Origin of the sequence: Ruminococcus gauvreauii, from assembly GCF_025151995.1 — a bacterium.
Taxonomy (GTDB): Bacteria; Bacillota; Clostridia; order Lachnospirales; family Lachnospiraceae; genus Ruminococcus_G; species Ruminococcus_G gauvreauii.
This window is the reverse complement of sequence record NZ_CP102290.1, coordinates 2,478,849-2,502,372: the sequence shown is the minus strand read 5'-3', so window position 1 is coordinate 2,502,372 and position 23,524 is coordinate 2,478,849. Positions and strand designations below refer to the sequence as shown.

14 protein-coding genes and 1 riboswitch are annotated in these 23,524 nt (G+C 50.2%); all 14 genes read right to left on the bottom strand.

Annotated elements, in window-relative coordinates:
- Positions 1-21: 21 nt before the first annotated feature.
- The 14 genes from NQ502_RS12095 to NQ502_RS12030 all read right to left on the bottom strand — a co-directional run bounded on the left by NQ502_RS12095 (position 22) and on the right by NQ502_RS12030 (position 23,524).
- Positions 22-2,076 (bottom strand): fibronectin type III domain-containing protein, encoded by a 2,055-nt coding sequence (locus NQ502_RS12095; protein WP_049898332.1) that lies wholly within the window; start codon positions 2,074-2,076, stop codon positions 22-24.
- Between the two features lie 94 nt (positions 2,077-2,170).
- Positions 2,171-2,461: a homing endonuclease associated repeat-containing protein gene (locus NQ502_RS12090; RefSeq protein WP_028529550.1), complete on the bottom strand. Its 291-nt coding sequence runs from the start codon at positions 2,459-2,461 to the stop codon at positions 2,171-2,173.
- Positions 2,462-2,815: 354 nt separating this feature from the next.
- Positions 2,816-3,004: riboswitch (cobalamin riboswitch) on the bottom strand.
- A gap of 133 nt (positions 3,005-3,137) precedes the next feature.
- Positions 3,138-4,532: a DUF6034 family protein gene (locus tag NQ502_RS12085; RefSeq protein ID WP_028529551.1), complete on the bottom strand. Its 1,395-nt coding sequence runs from the start codon at positions 4,530-4,532 to the stop codon at positions 3,138-3,140.
- A 104-nt stretch (positions 4,533-4,636) separates the two neighbouring features.
- Positions 4,637-6,085: a sensor histidine kinase gene (locus NQ502_RS12080; protein WP_028529552.1), complete on the bottom strand. Its 1,449-nt coding sequence runs from the start codon at positions 6,083-6,085 to the stop codon at positions 4,637-4,639.
- Positions 6,082-6,738: a response regulator transcription factor gene (locus NQ502_RS12075; RefSeq protein WP_028529553.1), complete on the bottom strand. Its 657-nt coding sequence runs from the start codon at positions 6,736-6,738 to the stop codon at positions 6,082-6,084. Before NQ502_RS12075 ends, NQ502_RS12080 begins: the two co-directional genes overlap by 4 nt.
- 101 nt (positions 6,739-6,839) lie before the next feature.
- Positions 6,840-7,913, bottom strand: coding sequence for a hypothetical protein (locus NQ502_RS12070; RefSeq protein WP_028529554.1), 1,074 nt, complete (start codon positions 7,911-7,913; stop codon positions 6,840-6,842).
- 139 nt (positions 7,914-8,052) lie between these two features.
- Positions 8,053-9,540 (bottom strand): aldehyde dehydrogenase family protein, encoded by a 1,488-nt coding sequence (locus NQ502_RS12065; RefSeq protein ID WP_260046525.1) that lies wholly within the window; start codon positions 9,538-9,540, stop codon positions 8,053-8,055.
- A 138-nt stretch (positions 9,541-9,678) separates the two neighbouring features.
- Positions 9,679-13,311 carry a nucleotidyl transferase family protein gene (locus NQ502_RS12060; RefSeq protein WP_028530306.1) on the bottom strand — a complete coding sequence of 1,211 codons (3,633 nt, stop codon included), beginning with the start codon at positions 13,309-13,311 and terminating at the stop codon, positions 9,679-9,681.
- A gap of 15 nt (positions 13,312-13,326) precedes the next feature.
- Positions 13,327-15,906: a PEP/pyruvate-binding domain-containing protein gene (locus tag NQ502_RS12055; RefSeq protein WP_028530305.1), complete on the bottom strand. Its 2,580-nt coding sequence runs from the start codon at positions 15,904-15,906 to the stop codon at positions 13,327-13,329.
- Positions 15,907-16,019: 113 nt separating this feature from the next.
- Entirely contained in the window at positions 16,020-17,510 is a 1,491-nt protein-coding gene (locus NQ502_RS12050; protein WP_260046523.1) for an aldehyde dehydrogenase family protein, read from the bottom strand.
- Positions 17,511-17,628: 118 nt separating this feature from the next.
- Entirely contained in the window at positions 17,629-18,891 is a 1,263-nt protein-coding gene (locus NQ502_RS12045; protein WP_028530241.1) for a Glu/Leu/Phe/Val family dehydrogenase, read from the bottom strand.
- Between the two features lie 101 nt (positions 18,892-18,992).
- Entirely contained in the window at positions 18,993-21,269 is a 2,277-nt protein-coding gene (locus NQ502_RS12040; protein ID WP_044983634.1) for an ATP-binding cassette domain-containing protein, read from the bottom strand.
- A gap of 119 nt (positions 21,270-21,388) precedes the next feature.
- Complete coding sequence (locus NQ502_RS12035) at positions 21,389-22,414, bottom strand: ROK family protein (RefSeq protein ID WP_028530243.1); 1,026 nt, start codon at positions 22,412-22,414, stop codon at positions 21,389-21,391.
- An 87-nt stretch (positions 22,415-22,501) separates the two neighbouring features.
- Complete coding sequence (locus tag NQ502_RS12030) at positions 22,502-23,524, bottom strand: ROK family protein (protein WP_028530244.1); 1,023 nt, start codon at positions 23,522-23,524, stop codon at positions 22,502-22,504.

Here is a 23,524-nt window from a genome sequence, read left to right as displayed (position 1 = left end):
TGTCCTCCTTTATGCATTGGTTTATTTAGCCTTAACCGCCTTTTCCGCGGAGTATGCTCCATATATTTTGGCGCCGTTCACCGTACGGTATGCCCGCACCTTATAGTAATACGTCTTGCCGCTTGTCAGTCCTTTGTGTGTGTAGGAAGTCGCGGTGCCCTTACCGGTCTGTGCCACGTAATGCCACGGGCCGTTTTTCGAAAACTTGCGGTACACCTGATAGCCGCTGGCACCGTTTACCTGGCTCCAGTTCAGCTTCACCTGCCTGCTTCCACCTGTTCCATTCATGTTCTTCACCGGTGCCGGAACCGGTTTGGCGCTGATCACCTGCTTCGACATTCCGCCAAACACGTTTTTCCCATTCACGGTGCGGTATGCACGCACTTTATAGTAGTATGTCGTACCCGACGTCAGCCGGGTGTCCATATAGGATGTCGTGGATCCGTTTCCGATATGTGCGACATATTTGTAGGCGCCGTTTTGTGACGTGGCGCGGTAGATACAGTATCCGTTTACGTTGTACCCTTTCTCCCAGCTGACCTTCAAAGTCTGGGATCCCCACGGCGTCACCCTGCTCAGCACCGAATAATCCGGCATCGAACCTTTAACCGTCACCTTACAGGTCGCCTTCTTGTTTCCATCCGCAGAAGTGGCCGTTATGGTCGCCGTGCCGTCGTTGACCGCCATCACTTCGCCATCCGCCGCCACCCGTGCAACCTTCGCATTGCTGGTGGTCCATATGACCTGCTGATTATCCGCATCCGCCGGAGCCAGGCTGGCAGTCAGGCGCTTCTTATCCCATTTCGTGTTGAAGCTCAGCGATGTTTTATCCAGCGAGATCCCTTCTACCTTCGTGACTTCTTTCGTCAACGTCACTTCCTGCGGGCTGCCCGCATAGTCCGGAAGCACGCCGTCCTGCTCCTGCTCAGAGAACACCAGCACCCTGTATCCGTTCTCCTCAAAGCCTTCCGGCAGCGCGATGGTTCCGCTTCCGGCTGCATGTTCTGACGTATCCGCCACCTTCTCATAGCTTATAATCTCTGCCCCTTCACTGTCCGTGATAACGGCGGATACCTGCTGGCCTTCACCGACGGTAGCGCCCTCGAAGCTGATGGACGCCGTATTATTTTTGAACGAGGCAGAGAGGATCTCCACCTGTTGACTGTCATCTTCAAATGTCAGCTCCCATGCGCCCTCTTCCTGCGCCGGCTCCGAGAACAGAATCTTCTCTATCTCCAGCTGCACCGCCGGCATAGCGCCTCCGTTTATCCCGCTTCCCATTCCCACACTTCCATCTGTAGAAAGCGACCAATAATGAGCCCTTGTCCCTCGCGAGGACCGCAGGGTTGCCTTTCCAAAACCATCCCGTATGGTCGCTCCCAGATAAGCCGCATAGTCTGTTACCAGCACCCTTCTCGAATCCGAAGGTCTAGTCGATGTCTCAAAGCCGTATGCGGTATTTGTCAGCTCGCTGCCGGAAGGCGCAAATACTTTCACCCCGCCGACATCCGGCACCAGCTCAAAATCCAAACCCGCCTGATATCCCGCGCCTGACGTGTCAGCCAGCATGCTCAACTCCCGTTCTGTGAACGCGGCGGCGGCAAAGGTGGTGTTCAGCCATTCCTTTAAGTAACTCTCCTCCCAGGTTGCGACCTGGGGCTTTTCCAGATAGTAGTCGCACATATCCAGGATCTGATCGGACAGCAGATACATGGCATCGCCCTTTTCCTCCGCGTCCAGATTGGCGGAGCTGCCGGTATCGAGCACCTTCCATTTAATCGGCTCCGTCAGGAACTCCCCCGTGTCTTCATCCAGCGTCTGCTGATACTGCCCCAGGTAAACATAATCACCGTCCCAAGCGGCGGCACCCTCTTCCCCGGGCGTCGGGTTTGCGATCCCGTCCACACCGAACTGCAGGGCACACGCGGATTCCTGTTCATCCGCCAGCACCGGAATCGCCGGGGCTGCAGCCCCGCCCACCATAACGGCGGTCAAAACTCCCGTCATCGTCCGGTAGAAAGCCCTCGGGCTCCTCCGCCCGTATTGTTCTGTCGTCTGCTGTAAGTTCTTTTTCATGTCGTCCTCCTTCTCTTTCATCCTCCGTCTTTCGAGAATGTTTTATATGAATGTTTTATATATCGGAGCAGTGCCCCGCTATAACCGATATCCTTCACAGCCCCGCCATGCCATTTTTCCACTCCAGCGCCTTCTGCTTCTTGCGCATCTGTCCGCTGTCATTCAGATACGGCAGCCCTGCGGCCTCCATCACCCGTTTCCAGGTCCGAAAGCGTTTTTTCAGGCTCCCGGCATTCGGAACCTCCTGTTTTGTCGGAGTATAACCGAGTGTGCGGTACATCTGCAGCACCACATGCAGCATCTCCCTGTCTCTCGATGTCAGTGTTTCTCCCGGCTTCCAGTAGTTTTGTTTCTCCCTGCGGTCATTTCTCTTACCATTTTTCATTTGGACTCCCTTTACCCTGTTGATTTTGTCAGCGCACGGCATGAGTCCGGTTCGTTTTTCAGTCATTTCAGGTAAGTAATCGCTGGATTCTTGCAGAGTATTTTTGATTGACGGGGAATTCCGCCGGTATCTCCTGCCAACTAAAAAAGGAGCCCGGCAAAGGCTCCAGTTAAAAAGTGCAGTTTTAAAACCCGGCATCAACTTATGTAAACCTCTCATCATAGATTGATATTGGCCGTCAGCCGGATATTGTTGCTGCGCGGAGAGTTTAACCTTCCCTCAAGAAACAACAAATCTCCCCTTACGGGGAGATGGCCTGCACTTCTTTATACTCTATTCGCCATGCTTACGAATATCTTTTTCACAGATCACGTTGTTGTATACTGACTCAGGTTCGTCCTACTAAGGCGCCTTCCCAGAATTATCGCTCCAGTGGCATACTGCCCGTTCGTCCCCCACACAGTAGAGATAGGCTGTTCCGGATTCTCACCGGATTCCAGTTAAACAGGTGCAAGCACCTGACCGTGATCCTTATCTAATTTTTATGTTCTTAATCCTTATGTTAGCTTTTATTTAACATACCACTATTTACTGAAAAATTCAATCAAAAACTTTGCATATAACAAACCGGAATACGACAGAGGTATTGCATGATCAGTCTGTACAAAAAATATTTTCAATAACCTGCCCCCCTGTCTATCACACTGCCGTCCACTGCGTTCAATGTAAGGAAAGACTTAAGTGCAGCCGGGTGATCTTCGCTAATATCCGTATCTATGCTTTCTCCATAGTATCCCATAAAATCCCAGACCGGCAGATAATAATACTCATCACCCGCGCCTGCTCTGGCAACCCGCATCATGGAAAGCGTCACTTCGCTTATGGTAACTTCCCTGTGTTCCTCATCAGCAGAGACCTCCGCTTCCGCCTGCAGCGGCAGAATCACACGCGCAGTCCCGATGATCTCCTCATAAGTTTTCACCGCCACGTCATCATTGACCGTCTCAAGCATCCTGGGCGGGCATTCCCATTTGAAACCGACCACGCCCTGATCATTGACCATCACCTGAATGGTTTCCTGTCTCCAGGGTTCCCCGTCATCTCTGCCGTCACCGCCAAACGCCTTTGTTCCCACAAAGTCACTGACAGGCAGCCCCGGTACGCCGCCGATCAGCCTGCTCAGTGTAAAAACATAAGTCTCCCGTCCATCTGCCGATGTCTTCCCCGCCGCCACAATTTCACATTCGGATATGCCGCAGTCCAGGGCAGTCTGCAGAGCCGCACGTTCAGCCTCCTCCCTCGACATGGAAATGTCAAGCTGTTCCATATCCTGCAGCGGCCGGGCAAATGAAAAATCGTGCCCCGACACATCGTATTCCATTCCCGCACCTGTGATCTTGTCAGCATCGCGGTCATTGTAAGCGCAGAATTCCATCGGCGGCGTCTGTCCGTCTCTGATATTGACCGATTCACCGCCGGAACCGTTATCCTTCATCTCAATTTCTGTGACTGGAGATTCGCCTTTTGATACAGTCTCGTAATCTGCCTCCAGCTGGGTGATCATATCCCCGAGCCAGGCAATTTCTTCTTCCAGGTCCTCCACCGGCGCGGGCTGCGGACCTTCCCCGCCGTTTTCTTCGGGATACCCCCCATTTTCTTTCAGGTACTCCAGATTTGCTTTTTGTGTTGAAATTTCAGACTCCAGCCAGTCCTTATCGCTCAATGAATTGTCATAAAGATCGGCATCGCCGAAAAATAAATCAACCGCATGTCTCACCTCATCCAAAGTAAAACCGCGAGGCACACACGACACAACCGATAATTGCTGCTGATCCGGCACATGAATCCCGGCATCCACATGAATGCGGACCGCCCCGTCTTTTGTCTCTAATTCCTCCTGCCATCTGCTGCCGGCAGGCTTTTCCTCCCCGGCGGTATTCACCTTCACCAGTTCCTTCTCCAATGCTTTGATGCCCGTATTAGCAGCGCTTTCTTTCACCGCCGCAGACTGACACGCAGAAAGAGACAGGACAGTGACAAGCGTTAATACAACTGATATGATTCGTTTCATAAAACCGGCTCCTTTCTAACTGTTTTTTTATTGTTATCAGTAACACCAGCCTTATTGTAATATCCTCCGGGTTTTCATGTATTCAGCAGTATATGATCAAAGTGTTATTTTTCAAAAATGATACTGACTGCAGTGCCTGCCCCCTGACGGCTTTCAATATGAAGCCGTGCCTTATGCTTCTTAAGGATCAGTTCACAAAGTGCGAGTCCGAGACCACTCCCTCCAGCCGGCCGGCTGTATGACTGATCAGCTGTGTAAAAGGGCTGTGTAACCTTTCCAATCTCCGCTGCCGGGATACCTCTGCCGTCGTCCTGTACCAGAATCCCTGTCAGACCTGCCTCGACGGAAATATGTCCGGCTCCTGCCTTGCGTGCGTTATCAAAAAGATTAATGAGCACACTTGCCATCATATCGATATCCATGTCAAAGAATATGTTTTCTTCGCCTGTCAGCGTCAGCATGATGCCCTCTTTTTGTGCTGCCGCTGTCAGCGTATCTCTTACAGCATCGTACAGCTTTGACACGGGCTGCCTCTCAATCCTGGGCGGCTCACCGTCCTGCAATGTGATGAGACGCATCATTTTCTGCGATAACCGCTCGATGCGGCGGCACTCGCGGTTAATATAGGCGACAGCGTCCGCCGTTTGTCCTGGGGTCAGACTGACCTTCATCAGGGTTTCAGAATAACCGATGACAGCAGTCATAGGTGTCTTCAATTCATGCGTCAGTGCCGCCAGCAGCAGTTTTTGCTGCTCTGACGTACCCTCCAGAGTTTTTATATGAAGAGAGATCGCATCCGCCATCCTATTGAAGCTGGTACCAAGCTCAGCGATCTCGTCTTTCCCCCGGATCCGAATACGGGTATCATACTGTCCGTCTGCCAGCGCGGCGGCATTCTTTCCGAGTGCGCCAAGCGGGCGCATGGTACGGCGAACCAAAACGGTTATCGTCACTCCGCAGATGAGTATCGCGGCAGCAGCTATTAATGCAAACCAGACAGCCAGCCCTGCAATCCCGCGGTATACACCGGTGATATCCCGCACGAGATAAATTTCATGTTCGTAGTTGAGACTGTCTCCCAGTGTGCGGCTGTAATGCCCTACGGCGAGATACTGACGTCCGTCATAGCTCACGACCGCACTGGGCCAGAGAAGCGCTTCATCCGGAACTGTCCGGTTGTCATCTCCTTCTTCATAACTCTCTTTTAAATGGGGCAGTGAAGACCTGGGATCGATCGGGCAATCGTTGTACATGACCCCTTCTCCATTACTCAAAATATAGTGTGCACCGCTGACCGAGACACTCGTGTATTTCCGGAATACGTAGAGAGCGAGGCTGTTTTTTGCTGTTTCCGACATGCTGTTATCACTTACGGCGACATCCATCTCGGCATGAAACGAGCTGCACAGCATCTTCAGTTCGGCAATCCCGCTGTCTACGGCACCGCTGACATGGTTTCGGGACGTTGTGATCAGCAGGATGGCGCAGCAGAGAATAATCCCCGCCGTGGTTATGGCTACGGAAATCATGGTAACCTTCCTGGATATTTTCATGGGCGGTCTTCCAATCGGTATCCGATCTTCGGAACACTGAGAATATTGAGTCCTGTCTTCCTGCGAAGCTGAGCGATATGCACATCCACAGTACGCGTCTCTCCCATATAATCCATTCCCCACACTTCTGCCAGTATCTTTTCCCTGGACAGCGCCACATTTTTGTTCTTTGCAAGCAGCACCAGAAAGTCAAACTCCCGCGGTTTGAGACTGACCGGCCTGCCATTTCGTTCGACCACGCGCTCCTCTGTCTTAATCTCCAGCTCGCCTGCGGTAATCGTCGTATCTGCATTGCCACGGCGTTTCAGCACTTTTTCGACGCGCACGAGAAGCTCCAGCACTTCAAACGGCTTTACGATATAGTCTTCCGCACCGCCCTTTAATCCTCGGACCTTGGATTCAATATCATTTTTGGCAGTGAGATATATGACGGGGATATTTCTGGCGGCAAGCGGCCCCATGAGCTCGAATCCGTCTATTCCCGGCAGCATGATATCGACCAGGGCAAGATCAAAATGCTCGCCGCTCTCAATCATCCCAAGCGCGGCATGGCCCTCTAAGGCAGGCCTGACCTCATATCCCACCACGGAAAGGTTCATACATATCAGATTTGAAATGGATTCACTGTCTTCTATTACAAGTATCTTCGCCATACCTATATACCTCCGGTGCTTGATCTGCAGTTATCTTTCATTATACAGCATCTGATATTGTCAATGCCACATTGATATGTAAGCAAAATGTAAACGCGCGGTCAATCCATATTCCTGATATAAGTATTGATCGGGTTCAGCAGAAAAGTTGCCGGTTGAAAGTGGTCGCTGGTAACGAACCCAAACGGTCCGTTCAGGGTATCCACGATCCGGCTGACGACAAGGGAACATATCATCTCCTCGTTATGAATATTGGCGTTCGATACTCTGATGTCCGGGTCACCGTGTATCATCCAGTCATTGGTATCCTCCTCACCGGTCTCATAAACCTTTCCGATACTTTCCGTTTCCAGGCGGATGCCTTCTTCTGTCTCGGCGACCGCCTTTGCTGACATTCCAAGAGTCTCACCTTTCCTGATCACCCTGACCATCGTGGAGGAATATACCTCCTTTGCGGCAATGATCGGCAGATTAATCTGTCGATGCGACCTGATCGTCAGCCCCAGTTTTGCACAGAGCCAGCAGTTTGCATTCCACATGGGAATCGCGGTAAACTCACCGCTGTTGATCAGACGCCTCTGTTCCACGTCAGTGATATGATTGCGGGATCCGATTTCCCGATGAAACTCTTCTTCCGTGAGGCCCACGCCGTGATGTCTCGCCAGGGCAATGCCATAATCATCTACATTGTAGGATGCCTGCCCCGTGATTGCAGTGATCCGATGAGCAGCACCGCATGTGGCCGCAATCATACTGCAGTACGCCAGATCCGGAAATCCCGAGCTGGAAACCGTACAGGCGTGTGCCTTTGCCGCCAGGTCGATCTCCTTAGTGATCGCAGGCGAAGAAGTCCACGGATACAATGCCTCATCACAGGTAGTCACAACACTGACACCGTATTCGACACATTTGAGAATGGTATCCCTCACATCCCTCATCAGACTCTTCGTGGCAACAATGGCGCAATCGGGTCGGAGCTGTTTTATACGCTCCTCGATTCCGTCGACCGGCTCGATCTTCAGTTTGTCGTCGCATCCCGGAATAAAACTTCCTGTTTTCAGAGGATCCGCGTCAAAGATACCTATGATATCCGCCCCGGACTCAATCATATAAGAAACAATCCGGCATCCCATTTTTCCATAGCCAATCTGTATGATTCGTACTTTTCGATTCATTGTATTCTCCTTATCCTATATTCAGATGCACAACGTGACAAAGGGCTGCTGCCTGATGCAACAACCCTATGTCTTATAAAAGAAGTGAATTCAAATGTCCCGGCCGGCCTTGAGCAAAGGAGCCGGCCGGGAGGAGGTATTACAGTTCTTCCAGAACCATCTTGCGGATGTTTCCGAGGAAGTCTCCCATTCCGTCGCCGTGGTCAAACAGGCGCTTCTTCGGGGATACCCCGCAGAACCCGTACGTCTTCAGGCGGCTGAATTCCTCACAGGAGTAACCGCCCCCTTCGTTTCCGATTCCCGTACTCTTTGTTCCCCCGAACGGCTGGTCGTTGTGGCGCAGTGCAGATGAACCGTTCACCCATACCGCCGATGCCTCGATCGCCTCCGTGTAATAGAAGCTTTTCTTCATATCACTTGTGATCACAGATGCACTCAGGCCGTATTTCGATGCGTTCGCGATCGCAACCGCCTCTTCGTCCGTATCGAACGTGATGATCGGCACTACCGGGCCGAATACTTCCATGTCGGTCGCGATGTCCATGTCCGCCGTCACGTTGTCCAGGATGGTCACATCCATCGCTGCACCGTCGCGTTTCCCTCCGTACACCAGTGTCGCCCCCTGGTCTACCGTATGCTGGACCTGCTCCACCACTCTCTGTGCTGCTTCCTCTGTCACCAGTCTTGTCAGCTGTGCCTCAGGGTCTGTCGCATGGCCCCTCTTCAGGGAACTCACGAATTTCACCAGCGCTTTTACGAATGCGTCATGCGCACGTCTATGTACCAGGGTACGTTTCGGGGAGGCGCATACCTGTCCGTTGTTCTCGATGATCCGTCCCCATCCGAGGCATTCGATCGCTTTTGCCAGCATCTCCGGATCGTCTGCACATTCCTCCGTCACGATCAGCGGGTCGTTTCCGCCAAGCTCCAGCACAACATCTTTGATGTCCTCTGCCGCATCCTTCATGATCTCTGCACCTGCGGCCGTGCTTCCCGTCAGTGCCAGGCAGTTGACCTTCTTGTTCCTCAGCAGGTTCTTCCTGCAGTCCTCAAGGTCTCCGCAGCAGTAGAACAGCACGTCTTTCGGTACCCCCGCCTCATGTGCCAGGTCTACCAGCTTCTTCACGCACAGCTGTGCCTTGTCGGAAGCCTTCATGATGACCGCATTTCCCATCAGCAGCGCCGGCGCCACTTTCTGGAGGGTCAGCTCTGCAGGGTAGTTGAACGGCAGCATCACGACGACAACGCCGAGCGCCTCCCGGCGGACCATGACCACGTCGTTCTCATATCCCTCGGAGCTGTCCTGCAGGACTTCACCGTAGAGATGCTTTCCGTGTTCGATGTTGGCGCGTCCGATCTCTGCGGCATAAGTGGTCTCCGCCCTGGACTGAAGGATCGGTTTTCCCATCTCCAGCGATGCCAGCCTTGCGATCTCATCCCTGTTCTCATCGATCAGGTCACAGTACCGGTAAAGGATCTGGCCTCTCTCAAAGAGCGGTGCACGCTCCCAGTCCGGCTGTGCGTCGAATGCCACGTCCACCATCTTCGCCAGCTCTTCCCCGTTGTACCACGGTGCCTGTCCGACTACCTCGTTCGTCGAGATGTCAATAATGTCTCTCATTTCCATGTTCATGTCCTCCATTTGTTTTATTTGCTGTTATCGTTTGTTTATCTCCTCAGCTATCTCATATACTTTTTATAACACATATAATAAATATTGTCAATACTTTTTCCGAAACTTTTTATAACAATTATATTAAAAGAGTCATTTCCCAAATACCACGATTCCACGAAGCCGTTTCAATTTCTCCTGCTCACATCTCAGCAGCTCAGAGACCGATGCATCCGCTCTGTGCATATCCTGTACAATGCTGACCGGATATCTGGGCTCCGCCATGACTTCGCATATCCTATGCAGTGTCAGCTTCCTGTGATTCTTTTTATCATAGATATTTTCCAGCACTGTATAAATCTCTTTCGCATTTTCAAGGCAGGTCTGTGATAAATGATACAGTGCACCCGGAGTCGTATCCTCAAAATATGATGGTATCTGATATGGCAGCACCGGATTGACGGAGGCAAGTTCCACCGCATAGAGATTACCGGCTGACGTTGTTCGGATGCTGTCGCCTCCGATAAACGGATACAGATCCGATGCCATGACCCAGGCCCTCATATTGGGAATAAAATATGCCGATCGGATTCTTTCTCCCCTTTCCCAGGCCATATCCTGCCCGCGTCCGGATAAGATTCCCACAATGAAGTCACTGACCTCGACCTGCTCTTCTTTCAGAATCTCATTGATCTTATCCCTGCGATACCCTTTATGAAACAGATCATCTACCAATATGACCGGTCTCCCGAAAGAATGCAGCGTCCGTACCTGTGTCCTCAGCGATGCATGATGCGGAAATTCATGGATTTCAAAATCGCTCAGATCCTCATTGTATCGTTTTTCTGTACAAAGTTCCTTCGTAACGGTATTCGGAATGATTTCACTCTTCAGAATCTTTCCAAACGGCACGCACAGTTTAGGACCGCATACTTCCCCGTTTTCTCTGATATCAGAAACGGAATTCGCCTTTTTGATCAGCTGCACAAGTCTGTGATTCAAAATGTCGGAATCAAAATTTAAAATCAGGTTTCCCGGATATAAATCCCGCATAGCCTCCTGAAGCCGGACCCTGCAATTCCAGAGCGTTTTTTGGAGTACTGCATCATCCGAAAACGGTTCACGGATATATGCATAGTTATCATATATCATCACCATCGGCCTGCGCATATCCACCATGCGGCAATTGGGATATTCCACTGTTTTGACAAACCCGTTTGCGTTCAGCAGACCTGCATTTGGAATATCTTCCAGACATATCGCGTAAGAATAGCCCTCTGCCTGGCAGCTGGCCAGCATTTCCGTCAGTGCTGTCATGCCGTTGTTTTCTATGAGGTTCTCTGTTCCGAATATTTTGGTAATACAGATGATATTGCCGGACAGGCGCTTCCTGATAAAGGATGCGAGATGAATATCCAGACACTCCTGGTACAAGTTCATCGTATCAAGCACATGAAATACTACACCTCCGCAGATTCTGCCTTCTTTTCGTCCGTCCAGCAGCAGAACCGCCTGATCGGTATCCCTCTCCGGATCAAGTTTCACCGTACCCGAAAGTTCCGGCACCAGTTCATGCCCCGGATTCAGTTTTGAGAGAAACACCCTTTTTGTATCAATTAGCTTTGTCCGCGCCGTTTTCTTGGAGACTGCTTCGATGCTGTACAGATTTTCCGCATATTTTTTATCGGCAAATATATCCACCATGCCGTCATAATATGCCGGCAGCTTCATATGGATAATTTCCCTGTCTGTCAGATGTGCTGTCTCCTCCCGGCTCATCTGTACTTTTACATTGCTCTGTTCGAAAATGATATGTGGAAATGAGTGTACCGACGCTGCCGAAGGAATACCGGTATAAGCCTCATGCCGCACCAGGACATCGCTTATCCCCATCAGATAAACTTCCTGTCCGCAAAACACTTTGCGCAGTTTTCCAAGATCATCCGGATTGCTTATATTTACAGGAATTTCTTCCGGAAACAGATATACATTTGGTAAATCTGCGACAGCCATCAGAATCATCTGCCGCCGAATCGCTGACGGCCGGCTCTTTTTCTTCCACGAAAAGGCATGCACATTCAGAAACACATCAAACCCCATCTCCGCAACTGTGCGGATCATTGCCTTGTGGCCCTCTGTAAACGGCTCAAAGGTATCTGTAAAAAACGCAATCTTTTTGTCTTGGCTGCAAGCTGCTCTGCTGCAGGATACATATTCTGCGATATAACTGGTTATCTGCCTCAACGAAGACGCATGATATAAATCATCCTCGCAAAAGGTATCTCTGTTGATATATACCAGCATCCTGTGTCCCATCAGCCTCATATATTCACATTTCTGCGCTGATTCCGTTTCCTTTCCCGCAAACAGATAATCCGCCGCGAGGGTAAATGCCTCCTGTGCGATCTCCGGCTTATAACAGGCCATTTTGCTGCACAGAATACCCGTCAGTTCCTGCACTGCGTACCCGTATTCCACGCCGCTGTCATCTTTAGTCTGAGCCGGACAGCGCTCCAATATTGCACCGACACTTTCCAGAACCGTGTTCACAACATCCGTATGCGTACTTTCTGTGAGTTCTTTCAGACGATGCAGCATCTTTCTCTGCTCATCAGCAGACAGAAGGGGATAAACCCTTCCAAGCACGGCAGGGATATCGTTGGAAGCCGACTCCTCGCGCAGTTCAACTGCTTTTATGAGTTCCTGAATGATATCACTTCTCTGCCATATTTCAAGTTCCGGTATCATATCTGTCAGATCATTTCCCGCCTGCTGACGCACGACTGCATGGTTGCTGGATCGAAGAATGTTCAGCATATGACATGCGTACAGATAGCGCTCTGCCGATGACTGTACCGTTCCATCCATCATCTCCTCTCTCAGGATCATCAGATTGACCAGCTTACACAGCCACGGGTTCTCCAGTCTTTGATTTTCCATGATAATATGCTGCCGGTCTTCTTTTTCATAACAGACTGCTGCACAGCCTAAAAGTTTCCGTACTTTATACAGCATGTAATTTTCGCAGTAATCCGACTTCAACTTTACCGGCAGTTTCTTCATAAAATATCTCATATCTTCCCGCGGCATCCATCCGTCATTCAGCCAGTTTTGTATCAGCCACAGACAGGCGATCCTGATCTCCGATTCACCGGATGAAAGAAATTTTCTCAGGAATCCTTCGATCAGCCCGCACTCGGGATTGCTCCACTCATTATAAGAAATATCAGCCGCTCCATAAATCAGCGCCAGACATGTCAGGGTTTCCCAGCGAAGGGATTTAAAGTATCCGGCATATACGTTCAGCACGGTTCTTCTCTCCAGTTCTCCGGCTTCTTCCAGCAGTGATTCAAAGACAATCTTCATCGCGAAACCAATCCATCGTCTTCTCTTCTCAGAGAATTCCTGTCCTGGAAACATCATCCTGTGAAGGAAATTTTTCCAGGTATCCGCCCCTGCCTTTGCCAGCAGACGCCCCGCACTTCCCGCAGCCATGCGGCGGACCGCTCCGTTTCTGTGCGCCAGCAGAGAAAACAGACAGTCAAGGACGATGCCTGACTCCTCTTTTGTCAGCAGATTGTCATACTCATCAAACAGGTGCAGATATGCGCGTATGCTGCGCCAGTCAGACTCTGTCTGTATATGCTCCAGAATATCTGTCAGACCGTTTTTCTGCTTTAATACCGCCTGAACGATATCTGTCTTTCGCCGTCCTATTTTCAAAAAGCTCTCCAGTACTTCTTCTTCTGTCATCAACACTACCGGTTTATCCTGATTCCACTTCATATTCCGTCTCCGATCTTACATACTGATTCGTTTCTGAGGGTCCATACACAAAACTGTCCTCTCACATGACATATCGTGATATAGCGTACAGTTTGACCTTCCTGTCAGATACAGTCCGACAATGTCTTGGTAACTGCCGATGTCCGGCACGATTTTCTGAATCTGGTTTTTCATTGTGACTAAACGGTCCGGATGGAATACTGCCGTCCTGCCGTCTTCAAATACCGCCGTATACAAGATCTCATTTTCCACCAGATCTTGAAAAATATGGCTTCCGTAGGAAAGCTCCGGCTGATATCCCGCTTTTGACTCTGCCAGTTCAAAAATCGCACAAAACCCGCTGATGTCCGAGAATACAGTTGGCACACCCAGTTCCGGTGAAGAAGTTCCGATTCGCCCGGGCACCATCAGAAGCAGCTTTTTTCCGCTGTCACGGTAATGCCAGTTTACACTGCCAATAATCCTTGCCACTTTCGCTTTCTCATAATACGGCATCCTGTAATACTTTACAGGATCAACGTATACAATGGCATCAACCGCCGTCTGCTGTGAATTCCCCATAGACGTATGGCGGCAGTCCAGCAGGATCTCTTCTTCTGTGAAATCCCGCCCGGCGCCTGCCTGGCCCTGGTCTCCAAAGGCCTGAAGCGGACGGCACTGGAGCAGATTGATGATATATTCACCCTCTTCTGACAGATTAACGGTGAACTCAATATCGACCGCCTGACCGTACCCCTGCTGCAGAACCTCAAGAAGATCCTTCATATCCTTCATAAGCCCTGCATTCTGTACAACCCCTCTGCAGGAAATAAATGTAATATTGCGGTTTATTCCTCTTTCCCTCATCATACGTTCCGCGTCTGTATCATGCTCCAGCAGAATCCGTTTCATATATTCCGGAAGTACATCCTCGATCTGGTCCTGCAGAATCCTTTCCAGCGCTTTCGTACTTTTGTCGATCACTTCCACGCTTCTCTGTGAATGGCTGTGATGTTCAGATGAATCTTTATATGCAAGCGCCGAAGGTTTATCCAGACTGACCAGTCTCGGATAGGAGCCCTCTGTCCGATCCACCGCCGAAGTTCCGAGCCCCATAACGAGCCGAAGCATCCCTGCCCCGGGATTGAGTGTCTCCAGAAAACGGTATGCGCTGTAGGAGTAGCCAACTCCGGCAGCACACGGCATAAAGTAGTCACCGTAATGCGAGCCGAAGACCCGCTGTACCAACAGTGCCATCTGCTCATCCTTTCGATCGAGACCGCGCCTCAGCCGGTAATCCAGTGCAGACCGGCTCATGGTGCTGGCATACACGACCCGGACGGCATTTTCAAATTCCTGCAGCCGTTCCTCCATGCTTCCCGCATTGGCGCAGAAAACAGACTCATATTTACCCGCAAACGCATTGCCAAAACCGTCTTCCAGCAAGCTGCTGGAACGCACAATGACCGGGGACTGCCCATAGTATTCGAGCATTCTGCATATTTCCTCTTCAAAACCCCTGGAAAAACTGCCATGCTTCAACTTCCCGGCAAGCTGCTCTCCCAGTTCGAAATAATGCTCCGGATCCTTTTGACGCATGTGAAGCTCCCACAGATGATTCTCCACAATATAGGAATAGAAGACATCCGCTCCGATGAAGAAAGAATCATGCGGCTCCAGCCTTTCATAAATATCCGGCCGTTTATTTTCAATCAGCTTTCTGGCTGTGAGCATGCCGCAGGCCTTTCCTCCGATTAATCCTGTTCCGATCATATGCTCACTGACAAAAAAATAATCTTCCGGCTCATAATTTTCCCGGACCAGTTTTTGCATATGAGGTTCCCTGCTCATCATAATGCTGCACATACGACTGCACGCTTCTGTAATCTCGTGCCCGCTCTCAAAGTCACGCCGCGCATCTTCAAAGAACCGATCCCAGGAATCAATATCCGTTGTATGTCCTCTCCCGCTTCCAAAATTCAGCGCCCTTTGAAAATGGCTTGCCAGTATTCCGTCTCTGACAGGGTAAAACCTTCTTTTTTCCGCGTCATATATATGGGGCATAAAGATAGTACCTGAGGTATATTCACCTGTTTTCTGCGGACGCAGGTATAAGTGCCGGAAATCTGAATACAGGTCAAGCATAATATCCGTCATTCTTCTGATTTCTGATACAGTACGAGAAGAATGCCTGCCGCGTGTCAGCATATAGAAAGCCATTCCTTTCTTCTGCCGCACAGCAGAAGAAATCACACAGAAAAAGTTCTTCATCATCAAATCCGTATTCCACACAGACTGCAGCTCAGAAAGCGGATCCAGAATATACAGCACGTTTTCTCCCTGCCGGCGGATTGTCCGGTAAACAGCTGCTGTAAAAGCTTCAAACTGGTGCGTCAACGGAATATGTACCGTTGCCACCCGGTCAGATATTTCCGGGAGTTCGGATCTCTCTGAGAAACGCATATACAAAATTTTCTTTCCTTCTTCTGCCGCAGTTTCAATCAGACCGGACAGGGCCTGCCAAAACTCCGCCTGCTCCGTAACCTGCCATACAATATTGGTAAAGCATTCTTCGCAAAGAAGCAGTCTGTTGATATCCTCTGTTGCACAGCTCATATGCCCTCTCCCTTGTTTCCCCATTTATTGTCCGTCATACAGAAAAAAGCCTGCCCAATCACAGTCACTGGGTAAGCTTTGATCTTTTATTATCATGTTTTTCGGATCAAGTATCAGTCAAGCTCTTCCAGAACCATCTTGCGGATGTTTCCGAGGAAGTCTCCCATTCCGTCGCCGTGGTCAAACAGGCGCTTCTTCGGGGATACCCCGCAGAACCCGTACGTCTTCAGGCGGCTGAATTCCTCACAGGAGTAACCGCCTCCTTCGTTTCCGATTCCCGTACTCTTCGTTCCCCCGAACGGCTGGTCGTTGTGGCGCAGTGCAGATGAACCGTTCACCCATACCGCCGATGCCTCGATCGCCTCCGTGTAATAGAAGCTTTTCTTCATATCACTTGTGATCACAGATGCGCTCAGGCCGTATTTCGATGCGTTCGCGATCGCAACCGCCTCTTCGTCCGTATCGAACGTGATGATCGGCACTACCGGGCCGAATACTTCCATGTCGGTCGCGATGTCCATGTCCGCCGTCACGTTGTCCAGGATGGTCACATCCATCGCTGCACCGTCGCGTTTCCCTCCGTACACCAGTGTCGCCCCCTGGTCTACCGTATGCTGGACCTGCTCCACCACTCTCTGTGCTGCTTCCTCTGTCACCAGTCTTGTCAGCTGTGCCTCAGGGTCTGTCGCATGGCCCCTCTTCAGGGAACTCACGAATTTCACCAGCGCTTTTACGAATGCGTCATGCGCACGTCTATGTACCAGGGTACGTTTCGGGGAGGCGCATACCTGTCCGTTGTTCTCGATGATCCGTCCCCATCCGAGGCATTCGATCGCTTTTGCCAGCATCTCCGGATCGTCTGCACATTCCTCCGTCACGATCAGCGGGTCGTTTCCGCCAAGCTCCAGCACAACATCTTTGATGTCCTCTGCCGCATCCTTCATGATCTCTGCACCTGCGGCCGTGCTTCCCGTCAGTGCCAGGCAGTTGACCTTCTTGTTCCTCAGCAGGTTCTTCCTGCAGTCCTCAAGGTCTCCGCAGCAGTAGAACAGCACGTCTTTCGGTACCCCCGCCTCATGTGCCAGGTCTACCAGCTTCTTCACGCACAGCTGTGCCTTGTCGGAAGCCTTCATGATGACCGCATTTCCCATCAGCAGCGCCGGCGCCACTTTCTGGAGGGTCAGCTCTGCAGGGTAGTTGAACGGCAGCATCACGACGACAACGCCGAGCGCCTCCCGGCGGACCATGACCACGTCGTTCTCATATCCCTCGGAGCTGTCCTGCAGGACTTCACCGTAGAGATGTTTTCCGTGTTCGATGTTGGCGCGTCCGATCTCTGCGGCATAAGTGGTCTCCGCCCTGGACTGAAGGATCGGTTTTCCCATCTCCAGCGATGCCAGCCTTGCGATCTCATCCCTGTTCTCATCGATCAGGTCACAGTACCGGTAAAGGATCTGGCCTCTCTCAAAGAGCGGTGCACGCTCCCAGTCCGGCTGCGCGTCGAATGCCACATCCACCATCTTCGCCAGCTCTTCCCCGTTGTACCACGGTGCCTGTCCGACTACCTCGTTTGTCGAGATGTCAATAATGTCTCTCATTTCCATACTTATTTCCTCCATCTGTTTTTATGACTGTTCATTTTCAATTTTCAGATCTATTGTACGCTCCCGAACCTGCACCCACGCCAGGCCCGGAAGTGACATGCTTTATGACGATCCGTCGTCAGACATAGAGTCCGCGTCCGTTCTGTGCCTCTACAACTCTTTTCACTGCGATCAGATAAGCCCCTGTCCTCAGTGTCACATTATTGTCTTTTGCAATACTCCATACGCTCTCAAATGCATCATCCATCATCGACTTCAGCTGATAGATCACCTGATCCTCCGTCCAGCAGAATGCCTGTGTATTCTGTACCCATTCAAAATAGGAAACGACAACTCCGCCGGCATTTGCCAGGATATCCGGCACGACGGTGATTCCCATTTTTTCAAGAATCTCATCTGCCTCTTTGGTTACCGGGCCGTTCGCTGCCTCCACGATAACCGGAGCTTTAATTCTGTCTGCATTATCCTCATTGATCATATTCTCCATGGCCGCCGGTATCAGCACGTCAACCTCTGTCTCCAGCAGTTCTCCGTTGTCGATGATCTTTGCTCCTTCTTCTGTGTAATCCTTCAGCAGATTTTTTCTGTCTTTACTCAGGTACTCAAGGATTGCCGGGATGTTAAGCCCGTCTGCTTTGTAAAGCCCGCACGACACATCGCTGACTGCCACTACCTTCATTCCCTCAGCGGAGAGAAATCTGGCCGTCGCGCTTCCCACATTCCCCATCCCCTGGATTGCAACTTTTGCACCCTGGAGCGGTTTGTTCATTTTATTCAGGATATTTTTCACAGTGATCATAACCCCGCGTCCCGTAGCATCCCCTCTTCCGAGGATTCCCCCGAGACCAATCGGCTTTCCTGTCACGCAGTTCAGTACACTGTGTCCCTGGAGGGAGCTGTATGTATCCATGAACCATGCCATGATCTGCGGCGTTGTTCCCACATCCGGTGCCGGGATATCTTCTTCCGGTCCGATAATCGGAGCAATCGCTGTCGTATATTTCCTTGTCAGCTCATGCAGCTCATGCTCAGACAGTTCGTTCGGCTGAACTACGACTCCTCCCTTGCCGCCGCCATAAGGTACATTAACGACTGCACACTTGAATGACATCCATGCCGCGAGTGCTTTCACCTCATCCTGGTTTACATTCTGGTGGAAACGGATTCCTCCTTTTGCAGGACCTCTGGATGTGGAGTGCTGTACACGGTACGCGTCAAATACACGGACGTTTCCGTCATCCATCACCATGGGGATGGAAACCTTCAGCTCTCTTTCCGGATGCTTTAAAGCCGCGTACTCTTTCTCCTTGTATCCAAGAATCGATGCTGCATTGTCAACTGCTGCCAGGACATTGTCAAACGGATTATATTTCTCTGCCACTTCTCTACTCTCCTTTTACTTGATTGGTTTATTTTTCTTATACTTATATTATATATTATAATAAGTATTTGTCAAGAATTATTTTAAGACTTATAATAACTTTAGGGCTTTAAGATTTCTTTTTTCATGTATTTTGCCGTATACGAGTTTTCGCAGTGCAGCAAATCCGTGACAGTTCCCTCAAATATGATCTCACCGCCCCTTTTTCCGCCTGACGGTCCCATATCAATGATCCAGTCAGCCTGACAGATTACATCGTATTTATGCTCTGCCACAATGACTGTGTTCCCGTTCTCAACCAGACGGTTCAGCAGCCGCATCAGCAGCCGGATATCCGCGCCGTGCAGGCCTGCTGCGGGCTCATCCATGACATAGATGCCATTTTTATTCTTCAGATGTGCCGCCAGCTTGATTCTCTGGCATTCCCCTCCGGACAAAGTCGATGTCGGCTGCCCCAGGGTCAGATAATCAAGCCCTACTTCGCTCAGTGTGCGCAGCTTTGCGGTGATCTTCGGCGTCCTGAAGAATTCCATCGCATCTGCAACCGTCATATCCAGCACCTCGGCAATTGTCTTACCGCAATATCTATGGGATAGCGCTTCATCATTATATCTCTTACCCCCGCATGCCTCGCAGGCAACAGTGACCGGATCCATGAACGCCATCTCCGTCATAACGATTCCCTTTCCCCCGCAGGCCGGGCACGCTCCCCTGGAATTAAAGCTGAACCATCCGGCGCCTTTGCCGCTTGCTTTGGCAAATTCCCTGCGAATATCATCCATAATGCCGATATAACTCGCCGGGTTAGACCGGCTGTTAACCCCGATCGGCGACTGGCTGATATACACTGTGCCCGGATACTGCCCGGGCAGCTCGCCGCATAGCAGTGAACTTTTCCCCGATCCGGCAATGCCTGTGACCGCCGTCAGTGCCTGAGCAGGAATATCTACACTGAGATGCTTCAGATTATTTACCTTACAGTCTCTTAGTTTCAGGAAACTCCGGCTTTTCCTTGGATTTCGGTTTATAGCCATAGGCTCGCGGAACCAGAGTCCGGTCGGCGTGTCTGCTTTCATTAAGGCTTCCAAAGGCCCCTGAAAAATAATGCTGCCCCCGTCGCGTCCGGCCTTCGGCCCCACCTCAACGATTTCATCCGCAATATCGATGACCGCCTTATTGTGCTCCACAACAAGCACCGTATTTCCACGGTCCCGCAGCTGCAAAAGCAGTGCGTTCAGTCTGACGATATCCCTTGGATGCAGACCCGCACTCGGCTCATCGAAAATATAAGTAATGCCCACGAGGCCGCTTCCCAGATGCCTGACGATCTTCAGTCTCTGCGCCTCACCACCCGACAGTGTACTGCCGGCGCGGTTCAGATTCAGATACCCCAGTCCGATATTCTCGATATCCTTCAGCCGGGCAACCAGCTTCTTTGCCGCCCTTTTGGTCCCGGGATCTGCGATATTCTGGAGGACAGCGATCAGTTCTGTAACCTCCATCTGTCCCATATCCCAGATACTGTATCCTTCAATCTTACTCTCCAGCGCCTCTGGTTTTAATCTCCTTCCATGACAGCAGGGACACTCGCACTCATCCGTGAAATCATGGATCAGGTTCATTGTTGCTTTTCCGACTGTCTTTTGGGTTTTTTTCAGATACAGGCGGTCAATGCGGTCCAGCAGACCCTCATAAGTCAGATTATAAGAGCTGTCCCAGACTTTGCCGGTCGTATTTTTGATCTCAACGATCAGGTCCGATCCGTGGAGAAAAAAGTCCATTTCTTCTTCCGTATAGTCCTCTAACGATTTATCAGGGTCAAACCTTCCGCTGTTCGCATACATCTGCCACTGATAGGTGCCGATCTGGAATCCCGGCAGTTGAATTGCCCCTTCGTTCAGCGATTTTTTCATGTCCAGCACTCTGTCCATATTGAACCGGACGGTTCTGCCAAGCCCTGAACACACGGGGCACATGCCAGACGGATCATTGAAGGAATACGCGCTGGATGCTCCCGCGGAATGGTCGGCATATCGTGAAAAGAGGATCCGCAGCATCGGGCTGATATCAGTCATCGTGCCCGCCGTCGACCGCACATCCCCGCTGTATGTCTTCTGATCTATTACGATTGCCGTGGTCAGATTGCGTATCTCATCCGCCTTTGGCGCCTGATAGTATGGCATTTTGTTCCTTACGTACAGCGGAAATGTCTCATAGAGCTGCCTCATGGATTCCGATGCGATGGTATCAAAAACAATCGATGTTTTTCCCGAACCGGACACACCGGCAAAGGCGACAATCTTTCCTTTTGGAATGTCCAGACTGATATTCTTCAGATTATTCTCTCTTGCTCCTCGAATTTTAATAAATTCAGACATAAATACCTCCCTGTGCTCCAGCTTATCATTCAACATTTATTATAAGTATTATATTAATTATGCAAAAGCAATGCAGCTTTTTTCAAAACTGCATTGCTTTTATTCTAAATACTCTGTAATTAAAGCGGCTCGGAAATCGGAAAAGAGATTCTGTTGATGGATGCCCTGACCAGTCCTTTAATGTAATTATCCGCATAGTCGCTGGTAGCAATGATCTTAGGGATATGACTGTCGGATACGATCTTACTGCAGAACTCAACGATTGCCGGTACTTCATCCTGGTGAATCCCGTTGCCTGTCAGCACGATCTCCTCCGGATCCAATGTGGCGATGATGATCAGGACAATCTGCGCTGCGTAGACCAGGAAAATATCCCGGTCCCCCCAGTACTTCGCCTGCTGCTTTCTGGAAATGCCAAATCCCTCCAGAATATAGGAAACTTCTCCTGAAAACTTTGTGTAGCCTCTCAGTACTTTTCCGTTAACCACAAACCCGCAGCCAACCGTACCTTCACTCTCGGACGGAAAAAACACAGCCGCCATATTGGCTGAACCATTGTAAATCGTATGATAGGCTCCATACGCGATAAAATCCATGTCATTGCGCACTTCCACATCGATATGAAACTTTCTGCGAAGCTGACCTTCCAGATCCACTCCGACGATCGTCGAAATATCACACCGTTCCACGACTCCCCCGCTTGTGATTCCGGGTATTCCAATCGAAAGACTCTCGATCAGGGGGTCTGCTGCGAGCATCTCATCCACAATCTTCTCGATCACGCCATACGTGATAGCCTCTGTCTCGATGGATTCATGCACGTTCTCATTTCCAAGTGCATCTGCAACAGCATATTCGATCCGATTGCATCTGTGCTCTCCGCTTAAGTACATGCCCATCACATGAAAATAGTCCTTATTATAACAGAATCTGTCTGCCGGGCGCCCCATGATCAGTTCTTCCTGATCGACCTTGATGATCTCATTGTCTCTCAGCATTTCGTTGATCGCCGTGTTGCATGTACCGATACTCAGTGATGTCAGCTGTGCGATCTGTGATTTCCTGCATGTTTCATTATTCTGAATTTCCTTCCGAATCAGCTCCTTATTGTAAAGTTTAAGATCCGGTGTGCTCCAAGATACCATTTTCTTTTCCTTCACCTACATTTCATCAATTAATAATAACACTATTTATATGTGTTATTATAACTTACTTTCTTCTGATTATCAATCTTAAACTTCAGAAACCGGAAACAGAAGCCTGTTCAGCGCTGATTTGATCAGGCCTTTGCTGTAGGTTTCTTCATATTCACCGTCTATACTGATATTGACCATATGTTTCTCCGGTATGATACCGGCACAATAGTTTTTAATCCATGACAGTTCCCCGTCCTGTACATCACTTCCCATGATAATGATTTCCTCCGGGTTCATACTGGCGACGACCGTCAGTATCATAGCCGCTGCATATTTTAGAAAATTTTCTCTGCACTTCCACGCATTTGCCTGCTGCTGCCGGGAAATTCCAAAAGCTTCCGGAATCACATACAGTTCACCGGCAAAATTAGAAAAACCTTTTAATACTTTTCCGTCAATGACAAATCCGCAGCCAACGATCCCCTTACCGTCACGGGGAAAATAAAGCGCTGCCAGGTTCCCTCTGTTATCAGATCTGGTGTGATAGGCCCCGTATGCCATGTAATCCATATCGTTCTTCACCTGTACCGTAACATGCAGCTCCTCTTCCAGCATGCGGCACAGTTGAAGTCCTGCCAGAGACTGAATATCACACTTTTCGAGCATATCCTCATTGATGACCCCCGGAACACCGATTTCAATGCCTTTAATAAACGGATCCGTCCGCAGTTCCTCTGATAAAAGCTGCAGCAGGTCTGCATATTCAAACTCCTGATAATCACAGCGTCTGCGCCTCAGTGTGCCGCCCAGTGCGTCAGTGATCACGATCTTTGCCGTGTATTTATGGTTTTCTGTAAAAATCGAGACTCCCATCACATGCAGATAATCCCTGTTGTAAGTAAACCGTGCTACCGGACGTCCCATCTGCAGCTCTTCCCGATCTACCTGTATGACTTCATTGTCTTCAAGCATATCATTGATCGTATTGCCGCAGGTCGCCATACTGAGTGATGTTTCTCTGAAGATCATTGATTTCGTAAAGATCCTCTTTTCCTGTATTGCCCGGCGAATTCGCTCTGTATTTAAATTTTTTAGTTCTGATACGCTTTTCAATCTCAT

Bases quoted from the DNA above. Each gene is read 5' to 3' on its own strand.
- NQ502_RS12060 (WP_028530306.1), bottom strand. From the start codon at position 13,311: ATGAAGTGGAATCAGGATAAACCGGTAGTGTTGATGACAGAAGAAGAA.
- NQ502_RS12040 (WP_044983634.1), bottom strand. From the start codon at position 21,269: ATGTCTGAATTTATTAAAATTCGAGGAGCAAGAGAGAATAATCTGAAG.
- NQ502_RS12055 (WP_028530305.1), bottom strand. From the start codon at position 15,906: ATGAGCTGTGCAACAGAGGATATCAACAGACTGCTTCTTTGCGAAGAA.
- NQ502_RS12085 (WP_028529551.1), bottom strand. From the start codon at position 4,532: ATGAAACGAATCATATCAGTTGTATTAACGCTTGTCACTGTCCTGTCT.
- NQ502_RS12035 (WP_028530243.1), bottom strand. From the start codon at position 22,414: ATGGTATCTTGGAGCACACCGGATCTTAAACTTTACAATAAGGAGCTG.
- NQ502_RS12090 (WP_028529550.1), bottom strand. From the start codon at position 2,461: ATGAAAAATGGTAAGAGAAATGACCGCAGGGAGAAACAAAACTACTGG.
- NQ502_RS12070 (WP_028529554.1), bottom strand. From the start codon at position 7,913: ATGAATCGAAAAGTACGAATCATACAGATTGGCTATGGAAAAATGGGA.
- NQ502_RS12075 (WP_028529553.1), bottom strand. From the start codon at position 6,738: ATGGCGAAGATACTTGTAATAGAAGACAGTGAATCCATTTCAAATCTG.
- NQ502_RS12065 (WP_260046525.1), bottom strand. From the start codon at position 9,540: ATGGAAATGAGAGACATTATTGACATCTCGACGAACGAGGTAGTCGGA.
- NQ502_RS12050 (WP_260046523.1), bottom strand. From the start codon at position 17,510: ATGGAAATGAGAGACATTATTGACATCTCGACAAACGAGGTAGTCGGA.
- NQ502_RS12080 (WP_028529552.1), bottom strand. From the start codon at position 6,085: ATGAAAATATCCAGGAAGGTTACCATGATTTCCGTAGCCATAACCACG.
- NQ502_RS12095 (WP_049898332.1), bottom strand. From the start codon at position 2,076: ATGAAAAAGAACTTACAGCAGACGACAGAACAATACGGGCGGAGGAGC.
- NQ502_RS12030 (WP_028530244.1), bottom strand. From the start codon at position 23,524: ATGAGATTGAAAAGCGTATCAGAACTAAAAAATTTAAATACAGAGCGA.